22 protein-coding genes are annotated in these 26,777 nt (G+C 66.7%); 7 read left to right on the forward strand and 15 right to left on the reverse strand.

What is annotated here, in order from left to right; genetic code table 11:
• Nucleotides 1-284: 284 nt before the first annotated feature.
• Nucleotides 285-671, reverse strand: a complete 387-nt coding sequence (locus H8S47_RS14900; RefSeq protein WP_187504611.1) for a glycine zipper 2TM domain-containing protein — start codon at nt 669-671, stop codon at nt 285-287.
• A gap of 155 nt (nt 672-826) precedes the next feature.
• Between H8S47_RS14900 and H8S47_RS14905 the strand changes: the two genes are divergently transcribed.
• Entirely contained in the window at nt 827-1,852 is a 1,026-nt protein-coding gene (locus H8S47_RS14905; protein ID WP_187504612.1) for an esterase-like activity of phytase family protein, read from the forward strand.
• A gap of 268 nt (nt 1,853-2,120) precedes the next feature.
• Here H8S47_RS14905 and rpmB read toward each other — a convergent pair whose 3' ends face one another.
• Complete coding sequence (rpmB, locus tag H8S47_RS14910) at nt 2,121-2,420, reverse strand: 50S ribosomal protein L28 (RefSeq protein ID WP_055874131.1); 300 nt, start codon at nt 2,418-2,420, stop codon at nt 2,121-2,123.
• Between the two features lie 171 nt (nt 2,421-2,591).
• Here rpmB and H8S47_RS14915 point away from each other — a divergent pair, with 171 nt between their 5' ends.
• Nucleotides 2,592-2,810: a hypothetical protein gene (locus tag H8S47_RS14915; RefSeq protein ID WP_055874129.1), complete on the forward strand. Its 219-nt coding sequence runs from the start codon at nt 2,592-2,594 to the stop codon at nt 2,808-2,810.
• Between the two features lie 39 nt (nt 2,811-2,849).
• Complete coding sequence (locus H8S47_RS14920; RefSeq protein WP_235982938.1) at nt 2,850-3,299, forward strand: nucleoside deaminase; 450 nt, start codon at nt 2,850-2,852, stop codon at nt 3,297-3,299.
• Between the two features lie 147 nt (nt 3,300-3,446).
• On the opposite strand, the gene pepN is transcribed toward H8S47_RS14920, so the two are convergent.
• Nucleotides 3,447-6,035 (reverse strand): aminopeptidase N, encoded by a 2,589-nt coding sequence (gene pepN, locus H8S47_RS14925; protein WP_187504646.1) that lies wholly within the window; start codon nt 6,033-6,035, stop codon nt 3,447-3,449.
• Nucleotides 6,036-6,141: 106 nt separating this feature from the next.
• Here pepN and H8S47_RS14930 point away from each other — a divergent pair, with 106 nt between their 5' ends.
• On the forward strand, nt 6,142-7,860 hold the full coding sequence (locus H8S47_RS14930) for a M28 family metallopeptidase (RefSeq protein ID WP_187504613.1): 1,719 nt from the start codon (nt 6,142-6,144) through the stop codon (nt 7,858-7,860).
• 4 nt (nt 7,861-7,864) lie between these two features.
• A complete protein-coding gene (locus H8S47_RS14935; RefSeq protein WP_187504614.1) occupies nt 7,865-8,701 on the forward strand; it encodes a Rossmann-fold NAD(P)-binding domain-containing protein in 837 nt (278 codons plus the stop codon).
• Here the strand turns inward: H8S47_RS14935 and H8S47_RS14940 are convergent.
• The 3 genes from H8S47_RS14940 to H8S47_RS14950 form a co-directional block, all read right to left on the reverse strand.
• Nucleotides 8,614-9,537, reverse strand: a complete 924-nt coding sequence (locus H8S47_RS14940) for a DMT family transporter (protein WP_187504615.1) — start codon at nt 9,535-9,537, stop codon at nt 8,614-8,616. The two genes, H8S47_RS14935 and H8S47_RS14940, sit on opposite strands and share 88 nt — an antisense overlap.
• Nucleotides 9,534-10,535, reverse strand: a complete 1,002-nt coding sequence (locus H8S47_RS14945) for a threonine aldolase family protein (protein WP_187504616.1) — start codon at nt 10,533-10,535, stop codon at nt 9,534-9,536. The genes H8S47_RS14940 and H8S47_RS14945 overlap by 4 nt, the downstream gene beginning before the upstream one ends.
• Before the next feature lie 199 nt (nt 10,536-10,734).
• Entirely contained in the window at nt 10,735-12,894 is a 2,160-nt protein-coding gene (locus tag H8S47_RS14950) for a transglycosylase domain-containing protein (protein WP_235982939.1), read from the reverse strand.
• 209 nt (nt 12,895-13,103) lie between these two features.
• On the opposite strand from H8S47_RS14950, the gene H8S47_RS14955 reads away from it, so the two are divergent.
• Nucleotides 13,104-13,724, forward strand: a complete 621-nt coding sequence (locus H8S47_RS14955) for an NADPH-dependent FMN reductase (protein ID WP_187504617.1) — start codon at nt 13,104-13,106, stop codon at nt 13,722-13,724.
• A 152-nt stretch (nt 13,725-13,876) separates the two neighbouring features.
• Here H8S47_RS14955 and H8S47_RS14960 read toward each other — a convergent pair whose 3' ends face one another.
• The 3 genes from H8S47_RS14960 to H8S47_RS14970 are packed head-to-tail and all read right to left on the reverse strand — an operon-like array spanning nt 13,877 to nt 19,835.
• Nucleotides 13,877-15,403: an efflux transporter outer membrane subunit gene (locus H8S47_RS14960; RefSeq protein ID WP_235982941.1), complete on the reverse strand. Its 1,527-nt coding sequence runs from the start codon at nt 15,401-15,403 to the stop codon at nt 13,877-13,879.
• 4 nt (nt 15,404-15,407) lie between these two features.
• The gene (locus H8S47_RS14965) at nt 15,408-18,620 is read right to left on the reverse strand and encodes an efflux RND transporter permease subunit (protein WP_187504618.1); all 3,213 of its coding nucleotides are present in this window, start codon (nt 18,618-18,620) and stop codon (nt 15,408-15,410) included.
• 6 nt (nt 18,621-18,626) lie between these two features.
• Nucleotides 18,627-19,835, reverse strand: coding sequence for an efflux RND transporter periplasmic adaptor subunit (locus tag H8S47_RS14970; protein ID WP_187504619.1), 1,209 nt, complete (start codon nt 19,833-19,835; stop codon nt 18,627-18,629).
• A gap of 213 nt (nt 19,836-20,048) precedes the next feature.
• Between H8S47_RS14970 and H8S47_RS14975 the strand changes: the two genes are divergently transcribed.
• Nucleotides 20,049-20,540: a TetR/AcrR family transcriptional regulator gene (locus H8S47_RS14975; RefSeq protein ID WP_235982943.1), complete on the forward strand. Its 492-nt coding sequence runs from the start codon at nt 20,049-20,051 to the stop codon at nt 20,538-20,540.
• Between the two features lie 202 nt (nt 20,541-20,742).
• Here the strand turns inward: H8S47_RS14975 and H8S47_RS14980 are convergent, their stop codons facing one another.
• From H8S47_RS14980 to pgmG, 6 genes are all read right to left on the reverse strand, one after another.
• Entirely contained in the window at nt 20,743-21,774 is a 1,032-nt protein-coding gene (locus H8S47_RS14980) for a sensor histidine kinase (RefSeq protein ID WP_187504621.1), read from the reverse strand.
• The gene (locus tag H8S47_RS14985) at nt 21,771-22,211 is read right to left on the reverse strand and encodes a response regulator (protein ID WP_187504622.1); all 441 of its coding nucleotides are present in this window, start codon (nt 22,209-22,211) and stop codon (nt 21,771-21,773) included. The genes H8S47_RS14980 and H8S47_RS14985 overlap by 4 nt, the downstream gene beginning before the upstream one ends.
• The gene (locus tag H8S47_RS14990) at nt 22,208-23,716 is read right to left on the reverse strand and encodes a sensor histidine kinase (RefSeq protein WP_187504623.1); all 1,509 of its coding nucleotides are present in this window, start codon (nt 23,714-23,716) and stop codon (nt 22,208-22,210) included. The genes H8S47_RS14985 and H8S47_RS14990 overlap by 4 nt, the downstream gene beginning before the upstream one ends.
• An 84-nt stretch (nt 23,717-23,800) precedes the next feature.
• Nucleotides 23,801-24,580 carry an exonuclease domain-containing protein gene (locus H8S47_RS14995; protein ID WP_187504624.1) on the reverse strand — a complete coding sequence of 260 codons (780 nt, stop codon included), beginning with the start codon at nt 24,578-24,580 and terminating at the stop codon, nt 23,801-23,803.
• 27 nt (nt 24,581-24,607) lie between these two features.
• Nucleotides 24,608-25,063, reverse strand: a complete 456-nt coding sequence (locus H8S47_RS15000) for a PH domain-containing protein (protein ID WP_187504625.1) — start codon at nt 25,061-25,063, stop codon at nt 24,608-24,610.
• A gap of 216 nt (nt 25,064-25,279) precedes the next feature.
• Nucleotides 25,280-26,653 carry a phosphoglucomutase/phosphomannomutase PgmG gene (pgmG, locus tag H8S47_RS15005; RefSeq protein ID WP_187504626.1) on the reverse strand — a complete coding sequence of 458 codons (1,374 nt, stop codon included), beginning with the start codon at nt 26,651-26,653 and terminating at the stop codon, nt 25,280-25,282.
• Nucleotides 26,654-26,777: the final 124 nt, after the last annotated feature.

Consider the following 26,777-nt stretch of genomic DNA (forward strand, 5'->3'; position numbering starts at 1 on the left):
TTGGCCAGCTTTGGTCGCAACCGTGCCGTGATACGGAAACCGACCCACCCCCAACCCCTCCCTTCCAGGGAGGGGAGCAATAAACGAACAAAGGGCCGGCTTCCGAACGGGAAGCCGGCCCTCGCCCTCGATACGCTACGCGAGGGAACTGGGGAACTGGTGTGGTGGCCTAAGCGGGGCGCGACGTCGGCGAAGCCGTCGTCGGTCGGGTCAGGCGCTGCCTGCCCGCCGTCCGTGCTGGCGCTTGCTCGCTTTCGCTCGCATCGGCCCGGGCGTTGCCGGACTTAGCGCCGGCAATACCGCGGGTTATCCGACTTATCGATCGCGTTGCCGGCGAGACCACCGCCCGCGGCGCCTAGCACTGCGCCGAGCGTCCGGTCACCGCGACCTGCGATCGTGTGGCCGAGCAGGCCGCCGGCGAGTGCGCCGACGATGGTGCCACCGCTGTTGTCGCACCCGCGACGGTTGCGCGCGTTGTAGTTGTAGCGGCGATCGTTGCCGCGATACTGGCGATAGCCACGATCGTAGCCACCGTCGCGATAGCCGCCCTGATAGCCATCGTAGCCACGCTCGTAGCGCGAGCCATAACGCTGCGCATCGGCGGCGGCGGGAACGAGGGCGGTCGCACCCAATGCGAGGGCACTGGCGGCGAGGGTAAAAGTCTTGAACATCGTGCGTCTCCCGTTGGGGATTTCGGCGGCGGCGTCTGCCGTGCTTCCATCCTCGATGAAACGCTTATGGGTGATTCGCATTGAGCCGAGCCTGAATGCCTCCGTTATCCGCGGTTCATGCTTCCGTGCGCGCCCCGAGCCCCTATGAGGACGCGATGCGGCGCCTGCTCACCTTGTTGTTCGTGTGTGTAAGCGTCTGCGCCGTCGTGCCGACCTGGTCGGGCGAAGCGCGGCTCGACCTGCTCGGCGATCGCGCGCAGCTCACCGCGACTCGCGTGATGCTCGATCGGACCAACCCACGGCATGTCCGGGTCGGAGGGCTGACGTATCTTGGCGGCGTGGCGCTCGCCAGCCGCGACCGGGCGTTCGGCGGGTTCTCGTCGCTCGACGTCGCCGCCGCGGTCACCGGGAATCGCTTCACGCTGCTCAGCGACGGCGGCAATGTCGTGCAGTTCGACATGGGGCCGGACTGGCGCCCGCACCGTATCGCCTTCACCAACCTGCCCGCCGGGCCCGGCATCGGCTGGGAAAAGCGCGACCGCGACAGCGAATCGATGGCGATCGATCCGGCGACGGGCAGGATCTGGGTCGGGTTCGAGGATGGCAATACGATCTGGCGTTATGCGCCGGGGTTCGCGCGGTACGAGGCGCGGGTGGCGCCGGGCGCGATGCGCAAATGGCCGGCGAACGGGGGGCCGGAATCGATGGCTCGGCTGCCGGATGGCCGATTCGTCGTGATCAGCGAGGAGGCGCATGTGCGTCGATCGGACTGGACCGGGTCGGAGAAGGCGCGACTGCGGACGCGGCAGGCGTTGATCTTCGCGGGGGATCCAACCGGTGCCGCGCCGCCTTCGCGTTTCGCCTACGAGCCTTATGGTCGGTATGATCCCTCGGACGTGACCGCGTTGCCGAATGGCGATCTGCTGTCGCTCGATCGTGGGTTTCGCCTGCCGTTCACGTTCTCGGCGCGGATATCGCGGGTGGCCGCGCGGGACGTGGCTGCGGGGCGAATCGCGCGCGGGCGCCTGATCGCGACGATCGATGCGCCGCTGATCCACGACAATTTCGAGGGGATCGACACCACGGAGGAGAACGGCGCGACGATCGTGTGGATCGTGTCGGACGACAACCAGATGTTTCTCCAGCGGACGCTGCTGCTGAAGTTCCGGTTGGATCGGTAGCGGAGTTTCCCCGCCAATTCTCGTCATCCCAGCGAAAGCTGGGATCTCCCCGTGAGGCGGGCGTCATCTGTCACGTGAAATATCCCAGCTTTCGCTGGGGTGACGGGTGAGGTGGGAGGAGCGACCTGGAGAGGGGTCTATAGAAGTAACGGGCCTAGGCAGACTTGGCGCAACCACAAACGCCGACGGCCCGCCCCGCGGTGTGCAGGGCGGGCCGCGGTGATCGTCTTGCCCGCCGCTATGAAGCGGCGACCTTCAATCGTCGCTGTTAGGCGGCGACTGCCGAGGCTGCGATCTTCTTGACGACTTCGCGCTTCAGGCGGCGAACGCGGAGCGACAGCTTGTCGTCCGAGGTCTTCACCAGCCAGTTGTCGAGGCCACCATTGTGCTCGACGGTGCGCAGGCCGTGCGTCGAGACGCGCAGCTTGACGCCCTTCTCGAGCGAATCGGAGAGCAGCGTGACGTTCTGCAGGTTCGGCAGGAACGTGCGCTTGGTCTTGTTGTTGGCGTGGGAGACGTTGTTCCCGACCATCCGGCCCTTGCCGGTCAGTTCGCAAATGCGCGACATGTGATTACCTATTCAAGTGTCGGGAGGAACCCCGGAAAGGCGCGCGGATAGCTGGCACGCCGGCTTTCGTCAACCGATTCACGTCAAGGCGGTTGTGCAACCTGCCGCGATCGAGGACGTTGTTACGCTATCGAACTGTTCAATGCGAGCCGTTCAAAAAGGGGATGTCTCATGCGTACGCTCTTGTCACTCGTCGCGATCGTCGTGCTGGTCGTGGTCGGCCTGATGTATTTCGGGATCATCAACATCGACCAGACCCGCCAGGGCGTCGTCCAGGCGCCGAAGTTCCAGGCCGACGTCGCCAAGGTCACGCTCGGCACCGAGAACAAGACCGTGGCCGTGCCGACGATCAACGTCGAGAAGCCCGCCAACAGCCAGGCGCCGAACTGAGCTTTACGGCACGCGGGCGGCGGGGCAGGGCCTGAGGTCATGTTCCCCGTCCCCGAACCCATGCGCCGCGCGCTTGATGCGGCCCGTAATGCGGCGCTGGCCGGGGAAGTCCCGGTTGGCGCCGTCGTCGTTAAGGACGGGGTGGTTATCGCCGTGGGCGCCAATGCGCCGCGTGCGTTGTGCGATCCGACTGCGCATGCCGAAATCCAGGCGATTCGCGCGGCTGCTGTGGCGTTGGGGAGCGATCGGCTCGAGGGCTGCGATCTTTGGGTGACGTTGGAGCCTTGCGCGATGTGCGCCGGGGCGATCGCGCATGCCCGGATCGCGCGGCTCTATTATGGGGCGGCGGATGCGAAGGGCGGTGCGGTCGAGCATGGGCCGCGGTTCTTTGCTCAACCGACGTGCCATCACCGGCCTGAAGTTTATGCCGGGATTGCCGAGACCGAGGCGGCGGCGATCTTGCGGCAGTTTTTCGTGGACCGTCGGTAGGCGAGGTGACTTTGCGATCCTCCCCCGCAAGGGGGAGGTGGCGCCGAAGGCGACGGAGGGGGAGGACTCAGCAACAACGGTGATCGCTTACCTCCCCCTCCGTCTGGCAAGGGCCAGCCACCTCCCCCTGGCGGGGGAGGATCAGGTTCAGCCCTCCAGGCTCTTCGACGCCTGTTCGAACAGGTCCTTCGACAACCCTGGCGTCCGCACGATCCGCTCCAGTTCCGCGCGCATCAGCTCCGCCCGACCCGCATCGAACCGCCGCCACCGACCCAGCGGTGGCAGGAGTTTCGCCGCGGTCTGCGGGTTCAGGCGGTCGAGCGCAATCAACTGGTCCGCGAGGAAGCGATAGCCGCTGCCGTCCGCGGTGTTGAACGCACGCTGGTTCGCGCCGAACGCGCCGATCAGCGAGCGGGCGCGGTTGGGGTTGGTCAGGGTGAAGTCGGCATGCTCCGCCAGCCCGGCGACGACCGCACCGGTATCGTCGCGCGACGACTGCGCCTGCGCCTGGAACCACTTGTCCAGCACCAGCGGATTGTCGCAATATTGGCTGTAGAAGATATCGAGCGCAGTGGTCCGGATGTCGGATGTGCTGCTGACCAGCGTCGTCAGCGCGCCCATCCGGTCGGTCATGTTGTCCGCCGAATCGAACTGCGCAAACGCTAGGTCAGCCGCATCCGCTGCGCCGCTCGCCGCTATATAGCCGAGCGCGACCGACCGCAGGCGACGCAGGCCCTTGCCCTCGGGCGTGTAGGCATAGGGCTGGCCCTCGCCGCGTGCGTAAGCCTGCCGCCATTGCGCTTCGAGCCGCGTGCCGAGATCGCGACGCAGCGTCTCCCGCGCGCGGAAGATCGCCTCGGGGTCGACGACGGCCATCTGGTCGCCAATAAAGCTCTCCGACGGCAGCAACACCGCCTCCGCGACGAACGCCAGATCGAGCGCGGCGTCGGCGAGCGTGTTCGCCACCGCGGCGATCACGCCTTCGTGATCCGTGCGGCCTTCCACCGAGGCGACCAGCGTATCGAGCATCAATTGCTGCATCGCCTCGTAGCGCGCGAACGGATCGTCGTCGTGTGCGCTGAGGAAAGCGAGATCGGCGGCGGTGCGGTCGGTCTCGACCACCACGGGGGCCGAGAAACCGCGGTTGATCGACAGGACTGCGCGTTCGGCGAGGCCTTCGAACACGATCGTATCGAGCGTGTCTTCGAACAGGACGAGGCGCTCGTCGGTCAGCGCCGCGCCGGACTCCGCGCCGAAGAGCTTCACGCGCAACGGCAGCACCATCGGCGACTTCACCGGCTGGCCCGGCGTCGCGGGCACCTGCTGGGCGAGACGTAGCGTAGCACGGTCGCCGTCCTGCGACAGGCTGGCCGACACGCGCGGGGTGCCCGCCTGCGAGTACCAGAGGCGGAACTGGGTGAGGTCGACCTTGCCGCCTTCCTCCATCGAGGTGACGAAATCCTCGCAGGTCGCCGCCGTTCCGTCGTAGCGATCGAAATACAGGTCGGTGCCCGCGCGGAATCCCTCCGGTCCGAGGATCGCGGCCATCATCCGGATCAGCTCGGCGCCCTTGTTATAGATCGTCGCGGTGTAGAAGTTGGAGATTTCCTGGTAGGATTCCGGGCGTACCGGATGCGCGAGCGGGCCGGAATCCTCGGGGAACTGCGACGCGCGCAGGCCGCGGACGTCTTCGATGCGCCTGACCGCGCGCGAACCCTGGTCGGCGGAGAAGCCCTGGTCGCGGTAGACCGTGAAGCCTTCCTTCAACGAAAGCTGGAACCAGTCGCGGCAGGTGATCCGGTTGCCCGACCAATTGTGGAAATATTCGTGCGCGACGACTGCGGCGATCGCGTCGTAGTCGTAATCGGTCGCGGTATCCGGATCGGCCAGGATGTAGCGCGAGTTGAAGATGTTGAGGCCCTTGTTCTCCATCGCGCCGAAATTGAAATCGTCGACCGCGACGATGTTGAACACGTCGAGGTCGTATTCGCGGCCATAGGTCGTCTCGTCCCACGCCATCGCGAGTTCGAGCGCCTTCAACGCGTGGTCGGTCTTGGGCAGATCGGCCTCGCGTACCCAGATCCCAAGCGACACCTCGCGGCCCGACATCGTCGTGAAGCTGCTGCGGTTCACGGTGAGATCGCCCGCCACCAGCGCAAACAGGTACGACGGCTTGGGGAACGGGTCGTGCCAGGTCGCCCAATGGCGGCCGTCTTCGAGATCGCCCTGTTCGACCGGATCGCCGTTCGCGAGCAGCACGGGGAAGTGCTTCTGGTCCGCAGTCATCCGGACCGAATAGACGCTGAGCACGTCGGGGCGGTCGGGGAAGTAGGTGATGCGGCGGAAGCCCTCGGCCTCGCACTGGGTGCAGAGATTGCCGCCCGAGGCGTAGAGCCCCATCAATTGCGTGTTGCGATCGGGGGCGATCTCGACCTGAGTCTCCACGACATGCGCGGCGCCGGTGAGCGGGATGACGAGCTGTTCGCCATCGATCCGCCAGTCGTTGATCGCCACGCCGTCGACCGTGACCGAGAGCGGCTTTTGTCCTGCGCCGTCGAGCCGCAGCGGTGAGGCGTGATCGCCGTTGCGCGTGACAGACAAGATTGCAGTGACCCGCGTGGTCGCTGGATCGAGGTCGAAATCCAGTTTCGTCTCGGGGACCAGCCATTCGGGCGGGGTATAGTCCTCGCGGCGAATGACGAGCGGGTGGGCGAGACTGTTCTGGATGTCGAGCATATGCTGGCGAATATAGGGCGGCGGCCGCCTATCGCCAGCCAAAGCTTGCGCGGGTGACGGTGGATGCTACGCCGCTGCAACACGTTCCCTTTGCAAGGATTTTCGGATGTATCGTCCTATCGGCGCGCTCGCGGTGCTCGCGCTTTCTACCTCTGCCCTTGCACAGACTGCGCCCCAAGCTGCCCCCGCGCCTGCAACTCAGGCCGTACCGGCGACCGCTCCGAACGCTGCCGAACTGAACGCGAAACTTGCGGCATCGCTGCCCGCGGATCAGGCGGCGATGAAGGCGCATGTGCTGTTCCTCGCGTCGGATGCGATGAAGGGGCGCGAGGCGGGGAGCCCGGAGTTCGACATCGCCGCGCAATATGTCGCCGCGCAATTCTATGCCGCGGGGCTTCGTCCGGGTGGCGATGCGGGGGGGTATCTTCAGGCGGTGCCGCTGGTATCGTACAAGGCGGCGAGCAAGGGCGATTTCGTCTGGACCGGTCGCGGGGCCGCGCAGCCGCTGGTGTTCGGTGAGGATTACGTGCCCGCCGCGAACGGCGCGAAGGCGGAGACCAGCGTTTCGGCGCCCGTCGTGTTCGTCGGCTACGGGATCGACGCGCCGCAATATGGCCAGGACGACTACAAGGGCGTCGACGTGCGCGGCAAGATCGTCGCGTATTTCGGCGGCTCGCCCGCGCGGTTCGGCGGCGAGGAGCGCGCGTTCTTCGGCTCGGGCGGGACCAAGGCGGCGATCGCGCAGGCCAAGGGCGCGGTCGGCGTGATCACGCTGGAAAGCCCGCGCTCGGCCAAGGTACGGACGTTCGGCAAGCTGGCGGACACCTACGCGACGCCGCGGATGACGTGGGCGAACTCCGACGGCACCGGCAAGGTCGATGCGCCCGGCGCACCGTCGCTCGGGACGGTCAGCATGGTTGGCGCGGCCAAGCTGTTCGCCGGTGTGAAGACGCCGTGGAGCCGGATCGTGAGGCAGGCGGACCGCGACAACGCGAAGTTCAAGGCGGTGCCGCTGGTCGGTACGCTGACGGTAGCGACCAAAACGAACTTCGTGCCCGCTGCCAGCAGCAACGTCGTCGGCGTGATCCCGGGCAGCGATCCGGTGGTCGGCAAGGAGGTCGTCGTGCTCTCCGCCCATCTCGATCACATCGGCATCACGAAACCCGTGAAGGGCGACGCGCTCAACAACGGTGCACTCGACAACGCGATCGGTATCGCCAGCCTGATCGAGGAGGCCAGGCGCTTCACCGCCAGCGGGCAGGCTCCCAAGCGCACGATCATGTTCCTGGCCGTCACCGGCGAGGAGAAGGGGTTGGTCGGCAGCGATTACTTCACCAACCACCCGACCGTGCCGCTGACCTCGATCGTCGCGGACGTGAATCTCGACATGCCGATCCTGACCTACAAATTCGAGGACATGGTGGTGTTCGGCGCCGAGCGTTCGACGATCGGCCCGATCGTGCAGAAGGCGGTCGCGGCGATCGGCGTCGGCCTGTCGCCCGATCCGATGCCGGAGGAGGGGATCTTCGTCCGTTCGGATCACTTCCGCTTCGTGCAGAAGGGTATTCCTTCGGTGTTTTTGTGGCCGGGTCAGAAGGGGCCGGGGAAGGCGGCGGTCGCGTATTTCATGGCGAACAATTATCACAAGCCGTCGGACGACCTGACGCAGCCGATTCTGTGGGACCAGGGCGTGCGGTTCGTCGATGCGAACTACCGGATCGCGCGCGAGATCGCGGATGGTGCGCAGCGTCCGGTGTGGAATGCGGGCGATTATTTCGGGACGCTCTACAAGGGGCCGATGGCGCCCACCAGGACGGGGAACTGATCGTATGAGCCGGCTGCTGATCTTCGGTCTGGGGTACACCGCGTCGCGGATCGCGGAGCGGCTGGCAGCGGATGGCTGGCATGTCGTCGGTACGACACGCGATGGGCGCAATGATACGCTCCGGTTCGACGATGTAGACGCGGTGACGGCGGAGATCGCGGCGGCAACGCACATCCTGTCGTCGGTGCCGCCCGAGCATGAGGCGGACCCTGTGCTCGGGCGCTACGGTTCGCTGTTGCTGCGGACGCGCGCGTGGCTCGGCTATCTGTCGTCGACCGGGGTGTATGGCGATGCGCAAGGCGCGTGGGTGGATGAGACTGCGCCGATCGGTGGTGGTCGTCGGAGTGCGCGGGCGGCGGCGGATGCGGACTGGCTGGCCATTGGCGCGCGGACGTTCCGGTTGCCGGGGATCTATGGTCCGGGCCGCTCGCCGCTCGACCGGGTGCGGCAGGGCAAGGCGCACCGGATCGAGCAACCCGGCCAGGTGTTCAGCCGCGCGCATGTCGACGATATCGTCTCGGGCGTGATCGCCGGGTTCGATGCGCCGGCGGGGGCGTATAATCTCGCGGACGACGTGCCCGCGTCGCAGAACGACGTGGTGGCGTTCGCGGCGATGCTGCTCGGGATGCCCGCGCCGCCGTTCGTGACGCTCGAGGAGCTTTCGGCGATGGGGCGCGGATTCTATAACGAGAACCGGCGGGTGGCGAACGGGAAGGCGAAGCGGGTGCTCGGCTGGACGCCCGCCTGGCCCGACTACCGCGCCGGTCTGCGGGCGCTGAGTGCGATGACGAGGCCGATGCCCGACAGGATCGCGCCGGCGACGGCCAGCGTCGACCAGTGATAGCGCTCGAAGATCGTCGATAGCAGCATCGCGATCACCGGTACGATCACGCCCGAATAGGCCGCCTTGGCCGGACCGATCGCGCGGATGACGTTGAAATAGAGCGGGAAGGCGAGCGCCGACGCGAACACGCCGAGATAGAGGATGCCCGCGACATAGCCGAACCGCGGCTCGAATACGGGTGGCCCGGTTGTTGCCCACGCGAATGCCGCATCGAGGCTCGCGCCGATCAGCATCGCCATCGCGAGCGTCGGTGCCATCGGATAGCGTTTGGCGAACGCGCTGCCCTGGATGACGTTGGCGACCGACGCGGCCATAACGCCGCACAAAGTCAGCACGATGCCGATCGTCGCCGAGCGCGGGCCGTGCGGATCGACGCGCGCTTCGTTGACGAACAGCAACGCGACGCCCGCCATCGCCACGGCGCATCCGACCATCAGCTGCCGCCCGAGGCGCTGCTTGAGGAAGATTCGGCCGAAGATCGCGTTGGGGACGAGCAGGAGGGCGAACACCACCGCCACCAGCCCCGAGGTGACGTAATGCTCGGCGCGGTAGACGAAGTTGAAGTTGAACGTGAACAGCGCGACGCCGATCACCGCCGCGAACGCGTAGCCGCGGGCGTCGAATTTGAAGCTTTCGCGCTTGATCCCTGCGTAGATCGCCATTGCGATGCCGGCGACGAGGAAGCGGTAGCTGATCGACCAGCTCGGCGGCACCACTGCGATCTGGTCGCGGATGACGAGCCAGGTCGAGCCCCAGATCAGCGTGACGATGCCGAACGGGATCAGTACGGCCGCGCGGGTCGACTGTGGTGGGTCGGTCGGGCCGGGGGTCATAACTCCCGGATCGCATCGGCGAGCAGGCCGACTGCGTCCGCGGGGCTGTCCCATGCGGTGACGAGGCGGATCTCGCCGGCGGCCCAGTCGTAGAAGTCGAAGCCTTTCGCGCGGAGGGCTGCGGCTTCTTCGGGGGTGGCGCGGAGGAAGACTTCGTTCGCTTCGACCGGGTGGACGAGGCGGTCGCCGGCAGCGGCGGCGAGTCTGGCGGCGGCGTCGTTGGCGGCATTGGCGTTGGCGAGCCAGAGGTCGTCGTCGAGCATGGCGAGGATCTGCGCGGAGAGATACCGCCCCTTCGACAACAACAGCCCTGCGCGTTTGCGGCGGTATTGCGTGACGGCGGCGAGGTCGGGCTTGAAGAAGACCAGCGCCTCCGCGCTCATCGCGCCGTTCTTGACGAAGCCGAAGCTCAGCGCGTCGACGCCGGCGCGCCATGTCATGTCCGCGGGCGAGCAGCCGACGCGCGCCATCGCGTTGGCGAAGCGCGCGCCGTCCATGTGGAAGCCGAGCCCGCGCTCCTTTGCCAGCGCGCCGATCGCGGCGACCTCGTGGGGCAGGTAGACGCGGCCATATTCAGTAGCGTTGGTGATCGAGATTGCGTGCGGCTGGACGCGGTGGACGTCGTCGGCGATCGCGTCGATCACGGTGCGGATCGTGTCGGGGGTCAGCTTTGCGCCCTCGCCGTCGGCGAGGAACAGCTTGGCGCCGTGGGTGTAGAATTCGGGCGCGCCGCCCTCGTCGTTCTGGATGTGCGCGTCGCGGTGGCAGACGATGCCGCCGTGCGGGGGGCAGAGCGCGGCGAGCGCGAGGCAGTTGGCGGCGGTGCCGGTCGGGACCCAGAGCACTGCGACGTCGGTCTCGAAAAGTTCGGACAGGCGGCCGTCGAGCTGCTGGCTCCACGCGTCGCCGGCATAGGCGGTGTCGAGCGTGTCGGCGGCGGCGATCGCGGCCATGACCTGCGGGTGGATCGTGGCGGCGTTGTCGGAGAAGAAGCGCATGCGGCAGACATGCTGCGATGCGGTGATGGCGTCAACGGGTGGTGGGGCTTGCTGAGGTTACGTCTCCACGCTTCTACTCTTCCACCCCGGCGAAGGCCGGGGCCCAATTGGGGGCGGTAGATGGCGAAGGACTGCGCATCGTTACAGCGACCTTTCCACTTGGGCCCCGGCCTCCGCCGGGGTGGTGGTGTTTGCGAAATTACTGTCCCTCGTAAGGCCCCGGTTCTTCCTCCGGCGGTCGCCGATCGTCGCGTGGGGGCGGGCCCTCCTCCCGGTCGCGGCGGGAGGGGCCGACCGAGATGGTGCCGTCCTCGCCCATCTTCAGGTTGAAGCCGAGACCCTCGATCTCGCCGCCCAGCGGCAATACCGCATTGTCCTCATCCCCTGACGGCAACGCATCCGGATCGACCTCCTCGACCGGCGGTGGCGGCGCGGCAACCGGCGCGATCCCAAGCGCGGACTGCATGAAGTCGCGCCAGATCCGCGCCGGGATGCCGCCGCCCGACAGGCCGGGGTTGGAGGAATTGTCGTCGTTACCGACCCACACGCCGACCACCAGGTCGCGCGCGAAACCGACGAACAGCGCGTCCTTGTTGTCCGACGTCGTGCCGGTCTTGCCGAACGCGTCGACGGTCAGGTTCGCCTGCCGCCCGGTGCCGTTACGGATCGAGGCCGCCAGCAGGTCAAGCATCTCGTCGTGGATCTTGCTCGGCATCTCGGTCGCGCCGCCGGTCAGCGACTGGTACCAGCCCTTCTCGCGCACGTCGGCGAGCCCACGCGGCTGCACCGGATATTGCTCGCGCGCGATCGCGGCATAGGCGGCGGTCAGTTCGAGCAGCGACACGGTCGAGGTGCCGAGCCCGATCGTCGCCTCGTTCGGGATCGGCGTCGAGATGCCGAGATCGCGCGCCGCCTTGATCACCGCCGTCACGCCGACCTGTTGCGTGAGCCGTGCGGCGGCGACGTTGGACGAGCGCGCGAACGCCTGACGGAGCGTGATCGTCCCTTGATAGCGACCGTCGCTGTTCTTGGGCGACCAGTCGCCGATCGTCACCGGGCTGTCCTCGATGGTCGAATCGGGGGTCATCCCCTGGCGCATTGCGGCAAGGTAAACGAACAGCTTGAAGGTCGAGCCGGGCTGGCGCCGCGCCTGGGTCGCGCGGTTGAATGGGCTCTTGCGGTAATTCTTGCCGCCGACCATCGCAACGACGCGACCATCGGGACGCATCGCCACCAGCGCGACCTGCGCTTGCCGCAGGCCCGCGCGCGCGACGGTCCGCTCCGCGGCGCGTTGCAGCCGGGGATCAAGCGTCGTCTGGACGGTCGTCTCGGTCTTCACCTCGCCCGCCTGGTCGCGTGCTTCAGGGAGGATCCAGTCGGCGAAATAGGTGCCGTTGGGAAGTTGCGAAGGGCGGCTGCCGAGGACGCGCTGTGGCCGGACCGCATCGCCCTCGGCCTTGGTGAGGAAACCGGCATCGACCATCGCACCGACCACGACGGCTTCCCGCTTGCGCGCGCCTTCGAGGTTGGAGGTGGGGGCGAGGCGTGACGGCGCCTTCACCAAGCCCGCGAGCATCGCCGCCTGGCCGACGTTCAGCTTGTCGGGAGTGCGGCCGAAATAATGCTTGGCCGCGGCGCTGATCCCATAGGTGTTGTCGCCGAAATAGACGTTCGAGAGATAGCGCGAGAGGATCTCGTCCTTCGACAGCCACGCCTCCAGCCAGAAGGCGATCATCGCCTCGCGGATCTTTCGCGTCGCGGTGCGGTCCGAATCGAGGAAGGCGTTCTTCGCGAGCTGCTGCGTAATCGTCGAGCCGCCCTGGCGGACGCCGCCCGAGCCCATGTTCGCCCATGCCGCGCGCGCGATGCCGCGCGGGTCGACGCCCCAGTGCGAATAAAAGCGCCGGTCCTCGATTGCCAAGAAGGCTTGCGTCACGTGCGGCGGCAGCTTGGCGGCGTCGACCGGTTTGCCGATGATCGCCCCGCGCCGTGCGATCGGCGTGCCGTCGTCCGCGGTGAGCGTGATCGAGGGCGGGGTGGGCGGCTGCAAAGACTTCGACAAGGGCGCGGTGATCGCCAGCCAGATGATCGCGATCACCAGCAGGACGATGCCGATGCCGAAGCCGCGCAGAATCCAGCGACCGATCGGACGACGCGGGCGCGGCGTGCGGGGCGGGACATAGCTCGCTGCCGGCTCGCGATCATAGGGGTACGGATCTTCGCCGCCCCGCTCCGCCTCGTATTTCTGACGCAGGCGTTCGCGTTCGGTGATCAGCCGCTCGCGCTCATAGGCATAGGGCTCGCGGTCACCCTGCGAGTCGGCGCTGGAACGGGAGGTGTCGAAGGGATCGGGGCGCATCGGTCGTTCCAGCGGGTCGGCCAAGCGGCGGACATCGAGTGTGTTATCGTTATACAACAGCTCGGGCAAGCCTGAGCGTGCACGGCGTATGCGCATGCTTAACGTGTACGGGGGCTTAGCGACAGCGCTTGCGGTGGTGCGTTAGCCGGGGAGCGAGAACGGACCGAAGCGCTGTTGTCATCGTGCGGCGAAACGGGGAAGAGCATCCCATGACCTTCGAACAGGATAAAACCGTGGCTGCTCCCGACACTCTTCCCGCCGTTCTGCCGCTGGTCGTCGGTATCGGCGGCACGATCGGCGGCGTCTCGTCGACTGAACGCGCACTGCGGATCGCGCTCGATGCGGTCGAGAAGCAGGGCTATCGCACGCAGATGTTCGGCGGGGCCGACATGGCGCGGCTGCCACTCTATGATCCGAAAGCAACGACACGCACTGCGGACGAGCAGGCATTCGTCGAGGCGGTGCGCGGCGCGTCGGCGGTGATCATCGCCAGCCCAGGCTATCACGGGAGCATTTCCGGCGTGGTGAAGAATGCGCTCGATCTGCTGGAGGAAACCGCGCGCGACGAGCGGCCGTATCTGGCGGACATGCCGGTCGGGCTGATCGCCACGGCCTATGGCTGGCAGGCGACGGGAAGCACGATCGCCGCGCTGCGCTCGATCGTCCATGCGCTGCGCGGGTGGCCGACGCCGTTTGCCGCGGCGATCAATACGCAGGTGACCAAGTTCGACGACGAGGGTGGCGCGAGCGATCCTGCGGTGGTCGAGCAGTTGCGCCTGGTCGGGCGGCAGGTCGCGCGGTTCGCGCCTTTGTCGGAGCCGGCGAACTAGGGCTTCTCGACGTTGTATCCTCCCCCGCCAGGGGGAGGTAGCTGGCGCTTGCCAGACGGAGGGGGAAGTAAGCGATCACCCATGTTCCGTGTCCTCCCCCTCCGACGCCTTCGGCGCCACCTCCCCCTGGCGGGGGAGGATTTTTCGGTGCGCTAGTTTGGCCGGCGGGTGTCGGTGGACTGGGTCGTCGTGACCCCGCCACCCAGCGCGCGGTAGAGTTCCACCGAGTTGCTGTCGCGGGTCAGGCGGGCCGCCAGCAAGCTCTGCTGCGCGGTGTAGAGCGAGCGCTGCGAGTCGAGCGTGTTGAGGAACGTGTCGATGCCTGCACGGAAGCGCAGTTCCGACAGCTTGAACGCGCCTGCCGCGTTGTCGCGCAACGAGGTCTGCGCCTGTAACTGCGCGCCGATCGTGCCGCGGCGGGCGAGGGCATCGGCGACTTCGCGGAAGCCGGTCTGGATGCTCTTCTCATAGGTGGCGACTGCCGCGTCGCGCGTGGCCTGGGCGTAACGCAGATTGCCCTTGTTGCGGCCGAAATCGAACAGCGTCTGGCTGACCGATGGCGCGACCGACCAGTTCTGCGTGCCGCTGCCGAACAGGTTCGACAGGCCGAGACTGATCGTCCCGAACGCCGCGGTCAGCGAGATGTTCGGGAAGAACGCCGCGCGCGCCGCCCCGATATTGGCGTTGGCCGCGATCAGCTGATGCTCGGCCGAGGCGATGTCGGGACGGCGCAGCAATACCTCCGACGGCAGGTTGGCCGGCAGGTTCTCCAGCGTCGGGCTGGTTTCCTCCAGCCGCGCGGGAAGCAAATCTGCGGTCAGCGTGGTGCCGGCGAGCAGGTTCAGCGCATTCTGGTCCTGCGCGATCAGCGTCGTCGCTTCGGCGATATCCGAGCGCGCCTGATCGTAGCTGGTGCTCGCCTGCCGCACCTCGAGCTCCGACGCGATGCCGATCCGGAAGCGGTCCTGCGTCAGCTTGACGGTCTGGCCGAACGCCCGCTCCGTATCCCGCGCGATCTTGAGGCGATCCTGGTCAGCGGCCATCGTCAGCCACTGCGTCGCGATCTCGGCGATCAGCGAGACCTGGGCGGCGTTGCGGTTTTCCTCCGCGGCGAAATACTGTTCCTGCTGCGCCTGGGTCAGGTTGCGGACGCGGCCGAACAGGTCGATTTCCCAAGCCGAAACGCCGACATTGGCCGAATAGATATCGGCGCGGCCGCTGGACACCGCGCCGCCCGCACCGCCACCAGTGCCGCCGCCAGTGCCACCAGTACCGCCCGTTCCACCGCCGGTACCGCCACCGACCACGCCGAAAGGCGACTTCTGATAGGTCGCACCGCCGTTGGCGGCGAGTGTCGGGAACAGGTCTGCGCGCTGGACGCGGTATTGTGCGCGGGCCTGCGCGACGTTGGCGACCGAGACGCGCAGGTCGCGGTTGTTCTCCAGCGCGGTACGGATCACGCGACGCAGGCGATCGTCGGTAAAGAACGCCTCCCACGCGGTATCCGCCGGCATGATCGCGCCGGCCGCATCGGTCGCTGCATATGCAGGACCGGCGGGCGTTGCCGCCGGCACCGACAATTCGGGCCGGACGTATTTCGGGGCAAGGTTACATCCGGCGAGCGTGAGCCCGGCGGCGAACGTGAGCGCGGTCTTGCGCGTGAGCATAGGAGCTAACATCGGATCAGGCCTCCTGCGGCCGCTGGTCGTGGGGCGGACGACGGTTATCGTCATGGCCGCCGTCACGGTTATCGTCATCATTGCGGACCTGATCGCGGTCTTGCCCGGAGCCGGCCTTGTCCTGCTTGAAGACGCGCTTCACCAGCAGGAAGAACAGCGGCACGAAGAAGATCGCGAGGACGGTCGCGGACAGCATGCCGCCGACCACCGCCCAGCCGATCGCGTTCTGGCCGCCGGCGCCTGCACCGCTCGACAAGGCGAGCGGCAACACGCCGAAGATGAACGCGAACGACGTCATCAGGATCGGGCGAAGGCGGAGTTTGGCCGCCTCGACCGCGGCATCGGCCGCGTTCATCCCGTCGCCCATCTTCTCCTCGGCGAACTCCACGATCAGGATCGCGTTCTTCGCCGCCACGCCGATCGTCGTGATCAGCCCGACCTGGAGGTAGATGTCGTTGTTCAGCCCGAAGATCATCGCCGCACCGACCGCGCCGAGGACGCCGAGCGGCACCACCAGCAGGACGGCGATCGGGATCGACCAGCTCTCGTACAATGCCGCGAGGCAGAGGAACACGATCAGCAGCGACAGCGCATAGACCGTGGTCGACTGGCCGCCCGACAGGTTTTCCTCGTAGCTGAGCCCGGTCCACTCATAGCCGATGCCGGGGGGCAGCTTGGCCGCCATCTCCTCCATCGCCTTGATCGCGGTGCCGCTGCTGACGCCCGGCGCCGGCGAACCCATGATCTCGAACGAGGCTACGCCGTTGTACCGTTCGAGGCGTGACGGGCCGTAGTTCCAGCTCGTCGTCGAGAAGGACGAGAACGGCGCCATAGCGTTGCTGGTCGTGCCGCGGACGTAGAAGTTGCCGAGATCGGCGGGCGTCGTGCGGAACGGTGCGTCGGCCTGCACGAACACCTTCTTCACGCGACCGCGGTCGATGAAGTCGTTGATGTAGGCGCCACCGAACGCGGTGCTGACGGTGGTGTTGATGTCCTGCTGGCTGAGGCCGAGTGCCCCCGCCTGCGCCTGGTCGACGTTCAGTTTCAGCTGAGGCGCATCCTCCAGGCCGTTCGGACGGACCTGCATCAGGCGCTTGTCCTGGCTGGCCATGCCGAGCAGCATGTTGCGCGCTTCGAGCAGTTTCTCGTGACCGACGCCGGCATTGTCCTTCAGCATGAAGTCGAAGCCGTTGGCGTTGCCGAGTTCCTGCACGGCAGGCGGCACGAAGCCGATCACCATGCCGGCACGGATTCCGGCCAGCGCCTGGTTGGCACGCGCGGCGACCGCGGCGACGCTGTTCTCCGCGCCGCTACGGTCTTCCCAGGGCTTCAGCTGGATGAAGGCGATGCCGACATTCTGGCCCTGGCCGACGAAGCCGAAGCCGCTGATCGTGAAGATGCCCGCGGTGTTCGCCTTCTCGTCGATCATGAAGTGATCGCGGACCTTGTCCATCGTCCGGGCGGTCTCCTCCATCGGCGTGCCCGACGGCATCGAGACCTGTGCGAACATCACGCCCTGGTCTTCCTCGGGGAGGAAGCCCGAGGGCAGCCGGACGAAGATGAAGGCCATCGCGACGACGATCACGGCATAGACCAGCATCGTGCGGACCCAGCCCTTCTCGACGCGGCGCAAGCCGTTGCCGTACTTGCCGACGCCCTTGTCGAAGGTGCGGTTGAACCAGCCGAAGAAGCCCTTCTTCTCGCCATGCCCTTCCTTGGCGGGCTTCAGGATCGTCGCGCAGAGCGCGGGCGTCAGGATCAACGCGACCAGCACCGAAAGCGCCATCGACGAGACGATGGTGATCGAGAACTGCCGGAAGATCACGCCGGTCGAGCCGCTGAAGAACGCCATCGGCAGGAACACCGCCGACAGCACCAGGCCGATGCCGACCAGCGCGCCGCTGATCTCGTCCATCGACTTTTTGGCGGCTTCCTTCGGGGAAAGCCCTTCCTCCTGGATCAGGCGCTCGACGTTCTCGACGACGACGATCGCGTCATCGACGAGCAGGCCGATCGCCAGCACCATGCCGAACAGTGTCAGCGTGTTGATCGTGAACCCCGCGACCTGGAGCACGGCGAGCGAGCCGAGCAACACGACCGGGACCGCGATCGTCGGGATCAGCGTGGCGCGGAAGTTCTGTAGGAACAGGAACATCACGAGGAAGACGAGGACGATCGCCTCGATCAGCGTGTGGATGACCTGCTCGACCGACAGCCGCACGAACGTCGAGTTGTCGATCGGGAACGCGACCTTGACGTCGGGCGGGAACTGCTTGGCGATCCGGTTGACCTCGGCCTTGACCAGCTTGACGGTGTCGAGCGCGTTGGCACCCGGTGCCAGCTTCACGCCGAAGCCTGCCGCCTGCTTGCCGTTATAGCGTGCCTGGAAGCTGTAGTTCTCCGAGCCCATCTCGACGCGGGCGACGTCCGACAGGCGCACGGTCGCGCCGCTGGTCGCCGAGCGGACGATGATCGCGCGGAACTGCTCCGGCGTCTGGAGGCGCGACTGCGCGGTCACGGTCGCGTTGAGCGACTGGCCCTTCACCGCAGGCAGACTGCCGACCTGACCGGCTGAAACCTGTGCGTTCTGCGCCGTCAGCGCAGATGTGATGTCGGTGACGGTGACGCCGAGGTTGGACATCTTGAAGGGGTCGACCCAGATCCGCATCGAATATTGCGCGCCGAACACCTGCGTGTCGCCGACGCCCTTGATGCGGCTGAGTGGATCCTGAAGCTTCGAGGCGATCATGTCGCCGAGATCGACCTGATCGTGGTCGCCGTTTTCCGAATAGGCGGCGATGATGAGCAGGAAGTTGGCGGTCGCCTTGGTCACGCGCAGACCGGCCTGCTGCACTTCCTGCGGCAGGAGCGGCGTCGCCTGTTGCAGCTTGTTCTGCACCTGGACCTGCGCGATGTCGGGATCGGTCCCCTGCTCGAAGGTGAGCGTGATCGCGAGGTTGCCCGAGCCGTCCGAAGTCGAGGCGAAGTAGCGAAGGTTGTCGATGCCCTTCATCTGCTGCTCGATGATCTGCGTCGTCGTGTTCTCGAGCGTCTGCGCGTCGGCACCCGGATAGGACGTCGCGACCGTCACCTTGGGGGCGGCGATCTCAGGGAACTGCGCGATCGGCAGTGACCGGATCGCGAGGATGCCGGCCAGCATCAGGATGATGGCGATGACCCACGCGAAGATGGGTCGATCGATGAAATAGCGTGACATGGGCGGTTACTTCCCGGCCTGCGCGGAACTGTTGCTGGTCGCACCGGACGCGTCGCCGCCTCCGGGTGCCGCGCCGGCGGGCTTGGCGACCTGCTGCGGGGCGGCGGGCTTGACAGTCGAGCCGGGGCGCAGGTTGAGCAGTCCCTCGACGATCAGCTTGTCGCCGGGCTTCAGGCCGCTGGTGACGATCCACTTGTCGCCGATCACGCGATCGGTGGTGACGGTGCGCTGCTCGACCTTGTTCTGCGCGTTGACGACCAGCGCGGTCGCACCGCCGCGCGGATCGCGCGTGATGCCCGCGGTGGGCGCCATGATCGCCTGGCGACGCGTGCCCTCGACCAGTTTGGCGCGGACGTACATGCCCGGCAACAACAGGCCGTTGGGATTCGGGAAGCTTGCACGCAGCGTTACAGCGCCAGTGGTCTGGTCGACCGTGACTTCGGCGAACTGCAGGCGCCCCTCGATCGGATAGGTCGTGCCGTTCGGCAGGATCAGCTGGACGCGCGCGCTGCCGTCGCCGCGAGTCACGCCGCCGCTCGCCATCGCCTGCTTGAGGTCGAGCAGCTGCGCCGCAGACTGGACGACGTCGACATAGACGGTGTTGGTGCGCTGGATCGTCGCGAGCGGATCGGTCTGGCCGGTCTGGACGAGCGCGCCGACGGTCACGAGCGAACGCCCGATGCGGCCCGAGATCGGCGCCTTGATGCGCGTGAAGCCGAGATTGACGCGGGCCGACTGGACCGCCGCCTGCTGCGCTGCAACATTGGCGCGCGCCTGCTGGGCGGATGCCGTGGCGTTGTCCGCCTCCTGCTTGCTGACCGCGTTGAGCGCGACGAGCTGGCCGTAGCGCTGGGCCTGGAGGCGGGTCGCGTTGATCTGCGACTGGGCGGCGCCGAGCTGGCCCTGCGCACTGGCGAGAGCCGCGCGGTAAGGCGCGTCCTCGATCGCGTAGAGAACCTGGCCCTTGCTGACCATCGCGCCCTCGGTGAACAGGCGATCGCGGACGACGCCGCTGACCTGCGGACGCACTTCCGAGGTCTCCACCGCGGCGATACGGCCGGGAAGCTCGGAGGTAAGCACCACCGACTCTTCGCCGACGGTGACGACGCCGACCGTGGGCGTGGGCGGAGGCGGCGGCGCCTGCTCCTTGCCACAAGCCGACAGCAGGGCGAGCGCGAAGAGCGCCACCGATCCCTTAAGGTTCAATTGCTGCATGTTAAGCATCCCGACGTCCGTGCAGATTAGGTTCACCGGAATGAACGTTCATTCCGCTTGCTTGCCCGCTAGGATTGTGCGAGCGGCCGGTCAATCAAAAAACGCATCGGGAATTCTGTTTTGAGTGCAGTGCAACATGAGAAGTGCAGCCGGGAGCGTATTATCGCCGCGGCCCGGCATCTGTTTGCGACTCAAGGCTTTCACCAGACGCCGATGTCCGAACTGGCGCAGGCTGCCGAGGTATCGGTCGGTCAGATCTATCGTTTGTTCACCGGAAAGAATGCGGTGATCCAGGCGATCGTCATGGAGGATGCGACCGGCAAGATGGCCGAAATGCAGACCATGAACGACTCGGTGAAGTCGTGCGGGATGTCGATCGAGGAGGGTTTCGTCGAGCTGTCGCGGCGGGCCCTGTCAAAGGGCGACGAGGCGCTCACATTCGAGATCATGGCGGAGGCGCACCGTAACACGGATGTCGCCGATACCATCGCCGATCTGTGCAGCGGGTTCCGCAGCATGATCCGCGACCTGGCCTGTGTCGCCAACCCCGACCTGTCCGACAACGACTTGGAAGGCGCGGAGGAACTGATCCTTGCCTTCATGTTCGGGCTTGGCCACCGCACCTTGTCGCGGCCCCGTTTGTCTGAGGATGAGACGGCGCGGTTGACCGGGCGGATGATTTTGGCCGCGGTTCGCGCGCTCTAGGATAAGGCCGTTCGTGCTGAGTAGCGACCGAGTAGCTTCGCAGAAGCGTATCGAGGGCGCGTATCGAAGCATCGGTTCTGCGCGCTAACCTGTCCTTCGATACGCCATCTCGATACGCGGCTATGCCGCTACTCGATGGCTACTCAGGACGAACGGTAAAGGGCACGAAAGGCGGATCAGTCCGTCGTTGTAGCTTGCGCGTTTATCGTACTGCCGCGCGCAGGGTGGCGCGGACGCCGGTGTGGGCCGGGTCGTATTCGACTATCGTCTGGAGGCTTTGCGCCATCGCCTTGATCAGCTTCGTGCCGAGGCCGGTGCCGCGCGGCGTCGCGTCTTCGGGGATGCCGCAGCCATCGTCCTCGACCGCCAGCAGGAAGATGTCGTCGTCGATCCGGCGCAGCGCGACCCGGACTTCGCCGCCGCCGCTGGGATAGGCGTATTTGCATGCGTTGGTGACGAGTTCGGTGACGATCACGCCGAGCGACACCGCGCGGTCGGTCGGCAGGCGGATCGGCTCGGCGGCAAGGCTGAGCGCGCGCGGGAGGGCGTCGGTCGACCAAGTCTCGGCGAGTTCGTCGACCAGCGCGCCGAGATATTCCTGCATGTCGACGCTCTCGACGTCGTTGCTGGTGTAGAGCCGGCGGTGGACCTGCGCGATTGCCTGGATGCGGCGCTGCGTATCCTCCAGTGCCTCGCGTGCGGAAGGATCGGTCAGCGCGGTAGCCTGGAGGCGGACCATCGCCGAGACGAGTTGCAGCGAGTTGGCGACGCGGTGGTTCACCTCACCGAGCAACGCCTCGAGCCGCGCGTTGCTGGCGCGGAGATCGGCTTCGGCGGACGCCTTTTGCTGTTCCAGCACCGAGCGCGCGCGGACCTGTTCGAACGAGGCGGCGAGCAGGTCGAAAAAATCCTCGCCGACAGTCTTCACCACGTAGTCGGCGGCGCCGGCCTTCAGCGCGGCTACAGCGATGCGGCCTTCCTCGGAGCCGGTCACGTACACGATCGGCGGTTGATCGGGCAGGCGGCGGAGTGCTTCGAGCGTCTCCAGGCCGTCCATGCCGGGCATGTAGTGATCGACCGCGATCAGGTCGAAGCGCTCGGCAGCGGCCTTGACCACGCCCTCCGCACCGGTCTCGGCGACGGTCATCCGGTAGCCGCGGCGTTCGAGCGCACGTGCCGCCAGCCGCCGGATACCGGCGTCGTCGTCGATGTAGAGGACGCTTGGCCCGCTCACTCTGTTTCGGGAACCTGGATCACCGACAGGAACAGCCCGAGCTGGCGGATCGCCTGTGCGAAGCTCTCGTAGTTCACCGGCTTGGTGATGTAGACGTTGCAGCCGAGATCGTAGCAGCGCTCGATCTCGACCTTGTCATCGGTGGTCGTCAGCACGACGACCGGCGTCCGCTTGAGCGGGCTGCCCTCCGCCTTGATCCGCGCCAGAATGTCCGTCCCGCTCATGTCCGGAAGGTTGAGATCGAGCAGAATCATCGCCGGGCCGCTCTTGGCCGGGCCGTCGACCGCGTTGAACAGGAAATCCAGCGCGGTGGTGCCATCGGTGAAGTGCTTGATATCGTTTAGGATACCGGCGCGACGGATGTTCTTCTCGATAAGCCGGGCATGGCCCTCGTCGTCCTCGATCATGACGATCCCGACGGTCTGGTGCTGGTTCATGCCTTGATATCCTGAATCGACAATTCGGTGGGAAGATTGAGGCGGAAGGTGGCGCCGTCGCCGAGCGTCGACTGCACGTCGATCGTACCGCCGAGACGATAGGCGAGTGCGCGGACATGCGCGAGTCCGATGCCTTCGCCGGGCTGGTCCTGCGCGCCCGACCGGCGGAACAGGTCGAACACGCGCTGGTGATCGCGCGGATCGATGCCGCGGCCATTGTCGATCACCGACAGGATCACACGGTTGCGCTCCTTGTGCCCCGTCACGACGATCTCGCCGGGGCGGCCGGGTTTCAGATACTTGGTCGCGTTCTCGATCAGGTTCGACAGGATCTGTTCGAGCGCGAGCCGATCGGTGACGACCGCCGGGATCGGCCGCTCGACCCGCACGACCGCGCCGCGATCGTCGATCACGTGCTGGATCGATCCGATGATCATGTCGACCAGTTGCGCGGGATCGACAGGCTCGGGCGCGATCGTCCGGCGGCCTTCGCGCGACAGCTTCAGGATGGCGTTGATCAGCCGGTCCATCTTCTGCGTCGAGGTGCGGATGAAACCGATCGCCTCGGGCAGGTCCTCGCGCGCCGCCAGGCGGGCGTCCTCGGTCAGGATATGCGGCGCCTCGGCCTCGGCACGGTCGACCAGCTCGGCGAGCGGACCGGCGGCGGTGGCGAGCTCGGCGGTGAAGCCCATCACGTTGACGAGCGGCGAGCGGAGGTCATGACTGACGATATAGGCGAAGCGCTGGATTTCCTCGTTCGCGCGGCTGAGATCAGCGGTGCGCTCCGTGACCTGCTCCTCGAGCGTTTCGTTGAGATCGCGCAGGCTGTCGCGCGAGGTGGCGAGATCGGCGGTGTAGCGGCGGATCACCAGGATCGCGAGGATCGCGACGATCAGCAGCAGGATCGCGGCGAGCCCTGCGACCGAGAGGAACAGCGCACTGGTCTGTTGCTGGCGCCCGCTGCGGATCGCGAGCAGGCGGACCTCGTCGGCGGCCATCGCCTGGAGGCGGTAGCGGATACCGCGCATCAGCGGCACGCTGGCATCGACCGCGAACCGGCGCTGTGCCTCGGCGATCCGGCCGCTTGCGACTAGCGCCATCGACTGCGCCCTGAGCGCGCGCAACTGGACGAAGCGCGGCTCGATCAGGTCGAGCCGTGCGATCTGCGCCGGATTGTCTGCGGTGAGGCGACGAAGCGTGGCGATCGACGGTGCGAGATTGCCTGCGCTCCGGGCGTAAGCGGCGGAGAACAGCGGCATCCCGGTCAGGAGATAGCCGCGCCGCGCCGTCTCCGACTGCTCCATCTGGCTATGGAGCGTGGCGACCGCTTGGCGGACATCCTGGGTGTGGAGGATCTCGGCGGTATAGGTGCGGTTGCGGACCGTGATCCAGCCGATCGCGATCGCTGCAGCCGCCAGCGCGACGAAGCCGAGCGTCATGAAGGCGACCAGCCACCGCGCGACCCGACCTTCGGACGAGGGCAAATTCAAGCGTACGCGGACCATGGATCGCGCTGTAAGGGAGTGCCGATCGTTACACCAGCGATACTGGATTGCCGCAGAGCAATTGGGGGAGGATTGAAACGGCCGCTACAGCAGCAAATCCTGCGCGCTGGCCTTGCCGACGCGACCGCCGCCACTGCGCCGGTCCATCTCGTGGTTGGCGGTGAAGCGGATGTCGGGGTCGCGGTCGGTCATGAACGCCATCAGCGTCTCGTGGTCGAGCTCGGACCATTCCTTGCCGCGATCGGGGCCGTAGCGGACGCGGGGGATCAGCCCCGGATCGCGCGACCATTCGACGAGTTGCGCGAAGCTCGCCTCGTTGAGCATGTCGCGCAGGTGAAACGCGGTGACGTACGCGTCGGGAAACGCACGGTGCGCGGGCAGGCCGCGGTCATGCTCCATGCCGTGCGGCTTGCGCCAGTAGCGCAGCACCTGGTTCGAAAAGCTCGGCGAGTCGGGCCAGAGCCGGAGCGCGCACTTCCAGGTGCAGATCCATTCGGCGTCGCGAGTCAGTGCGGGGGTGCAGAATTTCTGCTCGAAATCCGCCCGGTGCGCGGCCAGCGCCAGCCGGCGCGGCCAGGGATCGAGCACTTGCCGCGCGCAGTCATGCCAATACGGTGCGTTGGCGACATGCTCGTCGAGGATATGGTGGATCGCCTGGGTGATCGGCGGGATCAGCCGGCCGGGATTGACGAGCAGGCTGCCGCCTTCGCCGTAGATCTCCCAGCGGCCGTCTTCGCCGAGCGCGACGTCTTGCCAGCCGATCTCGCAGACACCGTGCGCGGGCGGGGCCGAGCCGGTGGTCTCCAGGTCGACGACCCGGATCATCTGCGGTTGTGGTTTGGGCTTGGGGTAGGGGGGCGCCATGCCCGCCATGTGGGGACAAAAGCGCGCTTAATCCAGCGCGTATGCGTCCTCGTGGTCGATATCGAGTTCGCGGACGCCGCGGCGCTGGCGCGCGCGGTCGACCAGCTTGCGCAGGCCTTCGCGACGATCGCGCGCCATCGGGATATCGCGGAGGATGAACTCGCCGCCCGCCGTCGTGCGGTCGCTGGAGGTGAGGATGATCGTGCCGATGTCGGTCATCTGGTTGAGCAGCGAATAGCCGAGGCGGACGTCCTTGATCCGGTAGAGCTCGATCTCGTCGATCGTCTTGAACAGGATGCCACGGCGAACGATCAATCGCTGGTCGGTGATCTCGTAGCTGGCGCTGCGATTCTTGAGCCAGCGGACGCCGATGATGACGAAGCCGACGCCGGCGAGACAGGTCAGCAGCGTTCCCCAACCGGCAAAGCTGCCAAGCAGCCAGCGGCGCGTGCTGGAGCGAAATTCGTCGACTGGGCGCTCCACGGGGTGCTCCTTGGGATGGTGGTTGGAACGGTAGGCGAGGTGCTTGGCGTGTCAATCGGTTCGGTCGGTGGTGCCGATATCCTAACGAACCTACCCTCCTCCACCTCCCCGGCGGAGGCCGGGGGCCAGTTGGGGAACGTCGCTGACGGAAGCCAGCACGCCGTTATTGCCACCTTTCGAACTGGGCCCCGGCCTTCGCCGGGGTGGTGCGGTTGGTTAAGGTGCCGCGCGCGTGACGCCGCTCGCCGCGAGCTGTGCATCGACCTCGGCCAGCAGGACCGCGAGCGCCGCTTCGCTCTTCGCCTCGGCGCGCACCGTCAGCATCGCCTGCGTGTTCGACGCGCGGAGGAGCCACCAGCCGTCGGCGGTCGTGACCCGCGCGCCGTCGGTGAGGGTCATTTCCTCACCCTCGGACCGAAGCCGCGCGATCACCTCGTCCACCACCGCGAACTTTCGCGTGTCTTCGACCGGAAACCGCAGGTCCGGAGTCGCTACCAGCGCCGGCATCGCGTCACGCAGCTCGGTCAACGAACGCCCCGAAAGATGCACCGCGCGGATCAGCCGCACCGCCGCATATTGCGCGTCGTCGAAGCCGTAATATTCGCCCGCGAAGAACAGATGCCCGCTGAGTTCGCCGCCCAGCGGCGCGCCGGTGCGGGTCATCGCCTGTTTCATCAGGCTGTGACCGGTCGGGGCCATCACCGCTTCGCCGCCCAATTCCGTGATTCGGTCGAATAGCGCCTGCGAGGACTTCACGTCGGCGACGATCGGCGCGCCGGGGTGCTCGCGTAGCGCAGGTTCGACCAATATGGAGAGAATCTGATCCCCCCAGATCACCCGGCCCGAGCCGTCGATCGCCCCGATCCGGTCGCCGTCGCCATCGAAGGCCAGTCCGAAATCGAGGTTCTTGTCTGCGACCAGGCACTTCAGATCGGCGAGGTTCGATTCTTCGGTAGGATCTGGATGATGGTTGGAAAAATTGCCGTCGACTTCGGCGAAGATCACGTGATGCTCACCCGGCAGGAGTTGCACGAGCTTCTCGATCGCCGGGCCCGCGGCGCCGTTGCCGGTGTCCCAGCCGATCCGGTACGCGCCGCCCGCATAGCCCGCCATCAACCGCCCGACATAGGCGTCGAGCACGTCGACGGTCGTGACCTCGCCCGCGCCTTCGCTCCAGGCGCCCGACGCGGCGAGCGTGGCCAGGTCCTGGATGTCGTCGCCGAAAAATGGCGCGTGGGCGTGCACCATCTTGAAGCCGTTATACTCGGGGGGATTGTGGCTGCCGGTTACCTGGATGCCGCCATCCACTTCTAGCGTCGCCTCGGCGTAATAGAGCATCGGCGAGGTGCTGAGGCCTATCCGCACGACGTCGACGCCGCCGGCGACGAGGCCTGACACGAGCGCGGCTTCGAGTTCCGGCGAGGAGTTGCGGCCGTCATACCCAACGGCCACGCGCGTTCCGCCGGCCGCGCGGATGCGGGTGGCGAATCCGCGACCGATCGCGACGGCATCGGCGGGGCCGAGCGCGTTGCCGACGATCCCGCGGATGTCGTATTCTCGGAGCGAGGTCGGGTCGAACTGGTGGGTCATGGGCCTCTCGCTAGTCGTAGTGGTGCGGGAATAGCGCCCTACCACCGTCACCCCGGACTTGTTCCGGGGGCCACGGTGCCGCGAACTCACGACTATCGAGTGTGCGGAACAGTGGATGCCGGAA

The sequence above is a fragment of the Sphingomonas albertensis genome (assembly GCF_014358075.1).
Taxonomy (GTDB): domain Bacteria; phylum Pseudomonadota; class Alphaproteobacteria; order Sphingomonadales; family Sphingomonadaceae; genus Sphingomonas; species Sphingomonas albertensis.